The organism is Streptomyces sp. DI166 (assembly GCF_900091315.1).
Taxonomy (GTDB): domain Bacteria; phylum Actinomycetota; class Actinomycetes; order Streptomycetales; family Streptomycetaceae; genus Streptomyces; species Streptomyces fuscus.
The window spans coordinates 1-10,030 of sequence record NZ_FLSP01000169.1 but is presented as its reverse complement, the minus strand read 5'-3'; the positions used below and the strand labels follow the sequence as shown (position 1 = coordinate 10,030).

At 72.4% G+C, this 10,030-nt stretch carries 7 protein-coding genes; 6 read left to right on the top strand and 1 reads right to left on the bottom strand.

Annotation, left to right across the window (positions count from 1 at the left end; genetic code table 11):
* From infB to GA0115233_RS38675, 6 genes are all read left to right on the top strand, one after another.
* On the top strand, nt 1–2,032 hold a 2,032-nt coding region (gene infB, locus GA0115233_RS38700), incomplete at its 5' end, for a translation initiation factor IF-2 (protein ID WP_093725306.1).
* A gap of 131 nt (nt 2,033–2,163) precedes the next feature.
* On the top strand, nt 2,164–2,457 hold the full coding sequence (locus tag GA0115233_RS38695; RefSeq protein ID WP_093725304.1) for a DUF503 domain-containing protein: 294 nt from the start codon (nt 2,164–2,166) through the stop codon (nt 2,455–2,457).
* Between the two features lie 33 nt (nt 2,458–2,490).
* Nucleotides 2,491–2,937, top strand: a complete 447-nt coding sequence (gene rbfA, locus GA0115233_RS38690; protein ID WP_093725302.1) for a 30S ribosome-binding factor RbfA — start codon at nt 2,491–2,493, stop codon at nt 2,935–2,937.
* Nucleotides 2,934–3,839: a tRNA pseudouridine(55) synthase TruB gene (gene truB / locus GA0115233_RS38685; RefSeq protein ID WP_093725300.1), complete on the top strand. Its 906-nt coding sequence runs from the start codon at nt 2,934–2,936 to the stop codon at nt 3,837–3,839. The genes rbfA and truB overlap by 4 nt, the downstream gene beginning before the upstream one ends.
* A 244-nt stretch (nt 3,840–4,083) precedes the next feature.
* Nucleotides 4,084–7,506 (top strand): S1 family peptidase, encoded by a 3,423-nt coding sequence (locus GA0115233_RS38680; RefSeq protein WP_093725298.1) that lies wholly within the window; start codon nt 4,084–4,086, stop codon nt 7,504–7,506.
* 126 nt (nt 7,507–7,632) lie between these two features.
* Entirely contained in the window at nt 7,633–8,592 is a 960-nt protein-coding gene (locus GA0115233_RS38675; protein ID WP_093725296.1) for a bifunctional riboflavin kinase/FAD synthetase, read from the top strand.
* A gap of 66 nt (nt 8,593–8,658) precedes the next feature.
* Here GA0115233_RS38675 and GA0115233_RS38670 read toward each other — a convergent pair.
* Nucleotides 8,659–10,030: MinD/ParA family ATP-binding protein (locus GA0115233_RS38670; RefSeq protein ID WP_176712096.1), on the bottom strand; the 1,372-nt coding region annotated here is incomplete at its 5' end.

Sequence of the window (10,030 nt, the reverse complement as noted above, 5' to 3'; positions counted from 1 at the left end):
CGCCGGTCGTCCCGGTGGCGGCGGTCCCGGTGGCGGTGGCTTCGGTGGCGGCGGTGGCCGTCCCGGCTTCGGCGGTCGTCCCGGTGGTCCGGGCGGTCGTGGTGGCACGCAGGGCGCCTTCGGCCGTCCCGGCGGTCCCGCGCGTCGTGGCCGCAAGTCGAAGCGGCAGCGTCGCCAGGAGTACGAGGCCATGCAGGCCCCGAGCGTCGGCGGCGTGATGCTGCCGCGCGGCAACGGCGAGACCATCCGTCTCTCCCGCGGCGCGTCGCTCACCGACTTCGCGGAGAAGATCAACGCCAACCCGGCGTCCCTCGTCGCGGTCATGATGAACCTCGGCGAGATGGTCACCGCCACGCAGTCCGTCTCCGACGAGACGCTGCAGCTCCTGGCCGGCGAGATGAACTACACGGTTCAGATCGTCAGCCCGGAGGAGGAGGACCGCGAGCTGCTCGAGTCCTTCGACCTGGAGTTCGGCGAGGACGAGGGCACCGAGGAGGACCTGGTCGTCCGTCCGCCGGTCGTGACCGTCATGGGTCACGTCGACCACGGTAAGACCCGACTCCTCGACGCCATCCGCAAGACGAACGTCATCGCGGGCGAGGCCGGCGGCATCACCCAGCACATCGGTGCCTACCAGGTCTCCACCGAGGTCAACGACGAAGAGCGCAAGATCACCTTCATCGACACCCCGGGTCACGAGGCGTTCACCGCCATGCGTGCCCGTGGTGCGAAGTCGACCGACATCGCGATCCTGGTCGTCGCGGCCAACGACGGCGTCATGCCGCAGACGGTCGAGGCGCTCAACCACGCCAAGGCGGCCGACGTCCCGATCGTCGTCGCGGTCAACAAGATCGACGTCGAGGGCGCCGACCCGACCAAGGTCCGCGGTCAGCTGACCGAGTACGGCCTGGTCGCCGAGGAGTACGGCGGCGACACCATGTTCGTCGACATCTCCGCCAAGCAGGGTCTGCACATCGACACCCTGCTGGAGGCCGTGATCCTCACCGCCGACGCCTCGCTCGACCTGCGCGCCAACCCCAACCAGGACGCGCAGGGCATCTCGATCGAGTCCCGGCTCGACCGCGGCCGCGGTGCCGTGGCGACCGTCCTCGTCCAGCGAGGCACCCTGCGGGTCGGCGACACGATGGTGGTGGGCGACGCCTACGGCCGCGTGCGCGCCATGCTCGACGACAACGGCAACAACGTCGCCGAGGCGGGTCCGTCCACGCCGGTCCAGGTGCTGGGTCTGACCAACGTCCCGGGTGCGGGCGACAACTTCATCGTGGTGGACGAGGACCGTACGGCCCGTCAGATCGCGGAGAAGCGCGCCGCCCGTGAGCGCAACGCCGCGTTCGCCAAGCGCACGCGCCGTGTCTCCCTTGAGGACCTGGACAAGGTGCTCAAGGCCGGCGAGGTCCAGCAGCTCAACCTCATCATCAAGGGTGACGCTTCCGGTTCCGTCGAGGCCCTGGAGTCCTCGCTGCTCCAGCTCGACGTCGGCGAAGAGGTCGACATCCGCGTCCTGCACCGCGGCGTCGGTGCGGTCACGGAGTCCGACATCGACCTGGCGATGGGCTCCGACGCCATCGTGATCGGCTTCAACGTGCGCGCCGCCGGGCGTGCGCAGCAGATGGCCGAGCGCGAGGGTGTGGACGTCCGGTACTACTCGGTCATCTACCAGGCGATCGAGGAGATCGAGGCGGCCCTCAAGGGCATGCTCAAGCCGGAGTACGAGGAGGTCGAGCTCGGCACGGCGGAGATCCGCGAGGTCTTCAAGTCGTCCAAGCTGGGCAACATCGCCGGTGTGCTCATCCGGTCCGGCGAGGTCAAGCGGAACACCAAGGCGCGCCTCATCCGCGACGGCAAGGTGGTCGCGGAGAACCTCAACATCGAGGGTCTGCGTCGCTTCAAGGACGACGTCACCGAGATCCGCGAAGGCTTCGAGGGCGGTATCAACCTCGGAAACTTCAACGACATCAAGGTCGACGACGTCATCGCGACGTACGAGATGCGCGAGAAGCCGCGCGCGTGACCTGACACGCGACTGGGGCCGGTCGGCGGAAGTTATTTCCGTCGATCGGCCCCGGCCGTTGCGTGTACGGTTCCCGTATCGGCGTCGGCGCGACGCCCGTACCCCGAACCGGCGGGACATCCGGAACACACATGTATGTGGGGACTCTGTCCTTCGACCTGCTTCTCGGCGACGTCCACTCGCTGAAGGAGAAGCGCTCCCTGGTCCGTCCGATCGTCGCCGAGCTCCAGCGCAAGTACGCGGTGAGCGTGGCGGAGACAGGCCATCAGAACCTCCACCGCCGGGCCGAGATCGGGCTCGCGGTGGTCTCCGGGGAAACGGGACACCTCACCGACGTACTGGACCGCTGCGAGCGGCTGGTCGCCGGGCGGCCCGAGGTGGAACTGCTCTCCGTTCGACGCAGGCTCCACAGCGACGAAGACTGAAGCAAGAGATAAGCACTTTAAGGAGACGGACCAGTGGCCGACAACGCGCGGGCGAAAAGGCTGGCGGACCTCATCCGGGAGGTGGTGGCCCAGAAGCTGCAGCGCGGGATCAAGGACCCGCGGCTCGGCTCCCACGTCACCATCACGGACACCCGCGTCACGGGTGACCTGCGGGAGGCGACCGTCTTCTACACGGTGTACGGCGACGAGGAGGAGCGCAAGGCCGCAGCGGCGGGCCTGGAGAGCGCCAAGGGCGTGCTCCGCTCCGCGGTCGGCGCGGCGGCGGGCGTGAAGTTCACCCCGACCCTGACCTTCGTGGCAGACGCGCTGCCCGACACCGCCCGGACCATCGAGGACCTCCTCGACCGGGCCCGTGAGTCCGACGCGAAGGTGCGCGAGGTCTCCGCGGGCGCCTCCTACGCCGGTGAGGCCGACCCGTACAAGAAGCCGGGCGAGGACGAGGACGACACCGCCGAATGACCCAGCAGAACCGGACGCCCGACGGCCTTGTCATCGTCGACAAGCCGTCGGGCTTCACTTCGCACGACGTGGTCGCCAAGATGCGCGGGATCGCCAGGACCCGCCGCGTCGGCCACGCCGGCACCCTCGACCCCATGGCGACGGGCGTGCTCGTCCTCGGCGTCGAGAAGGCCACCAAGCTGCTCGGTCACCTCGCGCTGACCGAGAAGGAGTACCTGGGCACGATCCGGCTCGGCCAGACCACCCTGACCGACGACGCCGAGGGCGAGATCACGGGGTCCACGGACGCCTCGAAGGTCACCCGGGACGCCGTCGACGCCGGGATCGCCAAGCTGACCGGCGACATCATGCAGGTGCCCTCCAAGGTCTCGGCCATCAAGATCAACGGCGTGCGCTCCTACAAGCGGGCCCGTGAGGGCGAGGAGTTCGAGATCCCGGCACGCCCGGTCACCGTCTCGTCCTTCGCCGTGCACGACATCCGCGACGCGGTCGCCGAGGACGGCACCCCCGTCCTGGACCTGGTCGTCTCCGTGGTCTGCTCCTCCGGCACCTACATCCGGGCCCTCGCCCGCGACCTCGGCGCCGACCTGGGCGTCGGCGGGCACCTGACGGCACTGCGCCGGACGCGGGTGGGCCCGTACAAGCTGGACGTGGCCCGGACCCTGGACCAGCTCCAGCAGGAGCTGACCGTGATGCCGATCGCCGAGGCCGCCGCCGCCGCGTTCCCGCGCTGGGACGTGGACGCCAGGCGGGCCCGGCTGCTGACCAACGGGGTGCGCCTGGACATGCCCGAGGAGTACCGGGGCCGCGGTGCCGTCGCGGTGTTCGATCCCGAGGGCGGCTTCCTGGCGCTGGTCGAGGAGCACAAGGGCAAGGCCAAGAGCCTGGCCGTCTTCGGCTGAGCCACAGCTCTGCCCGTGGAGCGGCGCGCACGGGGTCATTCGCTGCCCGCCGCTCCACGGTCCCCCCTCGGTTCCCCCACCCCTAGGGTGTATCCATCGACCCCCGTCTGTTCACCCTCGCGGGCAGGCGCTCGGAGTGAACCGAGGGAGCGGAAGGGGGCGCGTTCGCCGAGCGATCTGTCCCGCTGATCTTCCCGCCCCTAACGTCGAAGCAGGAACGGCTGTACGGCGGGGAGGTTCGACCATGGCGGCACGGTTCCCCCGCGAGGCCGACGCATCGCTGGTCCGGATCCACGATCTCACCGGGCGCCTGCGGGGCCTGGGTTTCGTGGCCGACCACCACGGCACGGTGCTCACCGGGCACGAGGTGGTGGACGGCCTGCCCCGGCTCGTACTGAGCGCGGCCGGGGACCGGGACTGCTCGGTCACCGCCGACGCGGTCACCGCCCTGCCCGCGCTGAACCTCGCCCTGGTCCGCACCGACGGCCTCGGCGTGGAGCCCCTGCCGATCTCGGTCCGGGCGCACCCCGAACCCGGCCGGTACGTCCGGATCCTGGCGGGCTGCTGGCGCGAGGCACGGGTGCTCGGCGCGACCCCGGTGACCTACCCGGCGGCCGACCGCCGGCACCGGCTGGAAGCACTGGAACTGGCGATCGGCACCGCGGGACAGGACGCCCTGCGCATGGGCGGGGGAGCGGCGGGCGGTCCGGTCCTCGATGCGGAGACGGGCACCGTCGTCGCCGTCCTGGGCACCGCGCTCAGCAACGGCCACCGTGACGAGGGGTTCGCGGTCCCGCTCCACCCGGCCCTCCCCGGCCCGCTGGCCGACCTGCTCGCCGAGAACACGACGACCGTTCCCTCCTACGGCGCCGACCTGAACCCGGCGGGCGTCCTGGAACTGACGGCGACCACCGTGGGCCAGGAGGGCCCGACCGCGCAGGAGGGTCTCGAACCGGTGGAACGGGCCTACCCGGCACAGGAGTTCGAGGCGTTCACGGCCGACCCGGACACGGCCGTACTCGCCCTCGTCGGCCCGCCCGGCAGCGGCCGTACGACCGAACTCGCGGCGCTGGCCGCCCGCCGGCACCGCGCCCCCGTCCCCGCGCCCACGCTCTGGCTGCGCGGCGCCGACCTCAAGGAGACCGACGCCTCCCTGGCCGACGCGGCGACGCGGGCGCTGGCACGGGCGGCCCGCATCATCGCGGCCTCCCGGTCGACGACACCGGAGGCCCTCGGCGACCTCACCCCGGCCCACCTGACCGGGCACTCCCCCCTGCTCCTCCTCCTGGACAGCCCCGAGGAGATGCCTCCCGTCCTCGCCCACCGCCTCCCCGAGTGGACGACCGGGACGGCCGAGTGGCTGCGGCAGACGGGCGCGAAACTGGTCGTGGCCTGCCGCGAGGAGTACTGGGAGGTGGCCGGGACGCACTTCCCGGAGGGGATGCTGTACGGCGGAACACCGGCCGACAGCGGCGAGGGACCCGGACCCGCCTCGGGGCCGTTCTCCGCGGGGCTGGAGGCCGAGCCGTCCGGCGAGGCGCCACGGCTCCCGGGGTGCGTCCGGCTCGGCGCGCTGACCACCGCCGAGGCCCGGCTCGCCCACGCCCGCTACGGCATCCCCGGCACCGCACTCGCCCCGCGGGACGCCCGCCACCCGCTCACCCTGCGCCTGCTGGCCGAGATCCGCGCCGCGCTCCCCGCCACCGACCTGCCCCCGGTCACCCGGCACGACGTCCTCGCCGCCCACCTGGACCTGATGAGCCTGCGCATCGCCGTCCGCCTCGCCGCCGAGAACGGCCTGCGCGGCACCGCCGTCAAGCGGCTCGCCTCGAAGGTCTCCGGCCAGGTCCACGAGGCCGCCCGGCGCAGCCTGGGGCCCGGCCAGGGCGAACTGGACCGCGAGTCCTTCGAGGCGGTCTTCCCCTGGGGGCCCGCCCCGGCAGGGCTCGGCGGCGGCACCGGCTGGGCCTCCGCCGTCCTCACCGAGGGGCTTCTCGTGCCCGCCGGGCACGGCTACCGCTTCGCCCACGAGGAGTTCGCCGACTGGATCCAGGGCATGCACCTCGACCTCGACGAGGCCCTGCGCGCCCTGGTCCACCGCCGCCGCACCACCGACGCCCATCCCCTGCCGGTACCGCACCACCGGATCGGCCCGGTCGTGGAGGCCCTGCTCCTCCTCGGCCACCAGCACGGACCGCGCCCTCTCGCCCTGCGGCTGGTGGAGCTGGCGCAGGCGCTGGAGGCCGACCCGCACTCCTGGTGGGCCGCCCGACTGCTCGCCCAGACCCTCCTGAGGGTGCCGGACGCGACGCCGTACACCGACGTCCTGCGCGCCCTCACCGACCGCGTGGTGGCCTGGCGGCACCAACAGCGGCCCGTGCCCGCCGAGTTCGGGCCCGACTTCTGGACCGAGCTGCCGCTGCCCGAGGAAACCAGGCTCGACCTGCTGCGCCGACTCGTCCTCGCCGACACCCGGACCGGCCCCCGCTACCTGGATGCCGCCGCCCGCCTCCTCGCCGACGACCCCACCGCCGTGCAGCCCCACCTCACCCGCTGGTTCCACGACGACCGCCCGCTGCCCGCGACCCCGCACGCCACCGTCGCGCGGGCGGCACAGGCGCTGCTGCACACGCACCGGCACGGCGCCCTGGACGACCTGACCGAGACCCTCGTCGAGGTGGCACACCGGCGTGCTGACGAACTCCTCGCCGTACTCGCCGAGGAGGAGCCGTCCGCGATCTGCCGCGCCGTCGACCGGTGGGCCCACGACGAGCGCCCCGACCGCCGGGTCGCGGCCGTGGCGTACGGCCTGCGCGCCGCCCCGCACGTCCGCAGCGCCGCCGACCGCGAACTCCTGCGCTACGCCGCCCTCTCCCTGCTCGCCCGCCCCGCCGACTGCACCCTGCACGGCGGCGCGCTGGCCCTCCTCGTCCGCGATCCGCACACCCGCCCCCGCTACCTCCCGCTCGCCCTGCGCCACTTCGCCTCCGGCGACCCGCAGTTCCCGCCGAGCGCCCTCACCGACGCCCTCACCACCCACCCCGACCCGGTCCTCGACGCCTTCCGCGAGCGCCTGCGCCGACCGGACGCGGGCCCCGCGCTGCGCGCCCTCACCGAGGCCACCACACCGCCGCTGGCCCGCCGGGTGGCCGCCCTGGTCCGGGAGGCGGTGGAACTGCGCCCGGATCGGGCCGCGGAGGTCGCCGCGTACGTCGACCGCCGTCTGGACCAGGGCGGTGACGCCCCCGCCGTACTGTTCCCCCTGGTCACCGCCCTCCTCACGGACGGCCCCGAGACACTGCGGGCCGCCCTCGCGGGCGTTCTCGCGGCCCCCGGCCCCGACCCACTGCGCGGAGAACTCCTCGACTTCCTCCTCGTCCGGGAGCGGGAACCGGCCGTCCTGGACGCCGTGCTGCACGCGGCGGCCCAACGGGACGGCGAGGGGCTGCGCGAACTGGTCCACCGCACCGGGCTGCTCCTCGTGCGCACTCCGGACGGCGCCACCCGTTTCGACCGAGGCCTGGTCGATCTCGGCCGTCACGTCCCCGGTTTCGCCGCCCGGGTGGCGGGCTGGCTCACCGACGCGCCGCAGGACTGGGCGGCCGTCGTGGGCCCCAGCACCCGGAGGATGATCGAGAACCTGGCAGGCGTACGCGTCCCCGCCTGACCGGGTCGCGGCGCGTGCGAACCGTCACAGCGTCCATGCCGATGCGGGCGGGGAGCACGCGGCATGGCACCCTTAGACCTGCGTAGAAGGCAGTGACGGACACGGGTTCGACAAGGAGCGGTCACAGTGCAGCGCTGGCGTGGCTTGGAGGACATCCCCCAGGACTGGGGGCGCAGCGTCGTCACCATCGGTTCCTACGACGGTGTGCACCGCGGGCACCAGCTCATCATTCAGCACACCGTGGACCGCGCCCGCGAACTGGGCCTGCCCGCCGTGGTCGTGACCTTCGACCCGCACCCCAAGGAAGTGCTGCGCCCCGGCACCCACCCGCCGCTCCTCGCCCCGCACCACCGCCGGGCCGAGCTGATGGCCGAGCTGGGCGTGGACGCGGTCCTGGTGCTGCCGTTCACCACGGAGTTCTCGAACCTGTCCCCGGCGGACTTCATCGTCAAGGTGCTCATCGACAAGCTGCACGCCAAGGCGGTCGTCGAGGGCCCCAACTTCCGCTTCGGCCACCGGGCCGCGGGCGATGTCGTGTACCTGGCCGAGCTGGGCAAGACCTACGACTTCGAGGTCGAGGTCGTCGATCTGTTCGTGTCCGGCGAGGCGGGCGGCGGCCAGCCCTTCTCCTCCACCCTGACCCGGCGCCTGGTCGCCGAGGGCGATGTCGCGGGCGCGATGGAGATCCTGGGCCGCCCGCATCGGGTCGAGGGGGTGGTCGTGCGCGGCGCGCAGCGCGGCCGTGAACTGGGCGTCCCGACGGCGAACGTCGAGACCATCCCGCACACCGCGATCCCGGCCGACGGCGTCTACGCCGGCTGGCTGCACGCCCAGGGCGAGCGGATGCCGTCCGCGATCTCGGTCGGCACCAACCCGACCTTCGACGGCACCGAGCGCACGGTCGAGGCACACGTCATCGACCGCGTCGGGCTCGACCTCTACGGTCTGCACGTCGCCGTCGACTTCCTGGCCTACGTCCGCGGCCAGGTGAAGTTCGACTCGCTCGACGCGCTGATCGAGCGGATGGGCGAGGACATCAAGGTCAGCCGCGACCTGACGGCGGAGGCGGAGGCGGAAGGCCGCTGAGCGGTTCCTACGACGCCGAAGGGCGGCCGGTGCCTGCGAGGCACCGGCCGCCCTTTGCGTACGGGGTTACGGGTGGGGCGGGTGCGGCTGCTGGGGCTGCTGGGGGTAAGGGTAGGGCGGCTGGGCGGGCTGCCCCGGGTGGGCGTACGGCTGCCCGGGGGCGGGCTGGCCGGGTACGGGGGGCTGGTACTGCCCCGGCACCTGTCCCTGCCCGTGGCCCTGGCCCTGGCTTTGCGGATACTGCCCGGGTACTGGCTGTCCCGGAACCGGCTGCCCCGGAACCGGCTGTCCGGGAACGGGCTGTCCGGGGAGCGGCGGGGCCGCGACCGGGGGCGGGTTGCCGTCGTTGGTCCACAGCCCGTGGGACTGCTGGTGGCGTACGAAGTCCTCGGCGACCATCGCGGCGAGGTTGAAGTACGCCTCGCGCACCTTGGGCCGCATCATGTCGAGGTCAACCTCGGCACCGGCGGCGAGGTGCTCGTCGAAGGGCACGACGACGACACCGCGGCACCGGGTCTCGAAGTGGCTGACGATGTCATCGACCTTGATCATCTTCCCGGTCTCGCGCACCCCGGAGATGACGGTGATGGAACGCGAGACGAGTTCGGCGTACCCGTGGGCGGAGAGCCAGTCCAGCGTCGTACTGGCGCTGCTCGCGCCGTCCACGGAGGGGGTCGAGATGATGATCAGCTGGTCGGCGAGGTCGAGCACGCCGCGCATGGCGGAGTAGAGCAGACCGGTGCCGGAGTCCGTGAGGATGATCGGGTACTGCTTGCCGAGCACGTCGATGGCGCGCCGGTAGTCCTCGTCGTTGAACGTCGTGGAGACGGCGGGGTCGACGTCGTTGGCGATGATCTCCAGACCGGAGGACGCCTGCGAGGTGAACCGGCGGATGTCCATGTACGAGTTGAGGTACGGGATCGCCTGGACGAGGTCACGGATGGTGGCGCCGGTCTCGCGGCGCACCCGGCGGCCGAGGGTGCCGGCGTCCGGGTTGGCGTCGATGGCCAGGATCTTGTCCTGGCGCTCGGAGGCGAGCGTGGAGCCGAGGGCGGTGGTGGTCGTGGTCTTGCCGACACCGCCCTTGAGGCTGATGACGGCGATCCGGTAGCAGGACAGCACGGGCGTACGGATCAGCTCCAGCTTCCGCTGCCGCTCGGCCTCCTCCTTCTTCCCACCGATCTTGAACCGGCCGCCCCCGGCGGCGGGGCGCCCGCTCTTCGCCTTCTGCTTCTTGTTGTTGAGCAGCCGGTCGGACGACAGCTCCACGGCAGCGGTGTACCCGAGCGGCGCGGCACCCGGGTTGGTGGGCTGCCGCTGGTCGTGCTGAATGGGCTGCGGCCAGGAGGCCCCGGCCCGGGGGTCGACGGGCTGCTGCGGGGCGGTGGCGCCGGGCTGGCCGGGGTGGGGTTGGGCCTGGGGCGGGATGCCGGGCTGC

Excerpts from the sequence above, each read along its gene's own strand:
- GA0115233_RS38680 (WP_093725298.1), top strand. The coding sequence starts at position 4,084 with ATGGCGGCACGGTTCCCCCGCGAGGCCGACGCATCGCTGGTCCGGATC.
- GA0115233_RS38695 (WP_093725304.1), top strand. The coding sequence starts at position 2,164 with ATGTATGTGGGGACTCTGTCCTTCGACCTGCTTCTCGGCGACGTCCAC.
- truB (WP_093725300.1), top strand. The coding sequence starts at position 2,934 with ATGACCCAGCAGAACCGGACGCCCGACGGCCTTGTCATCGTCGACAAG.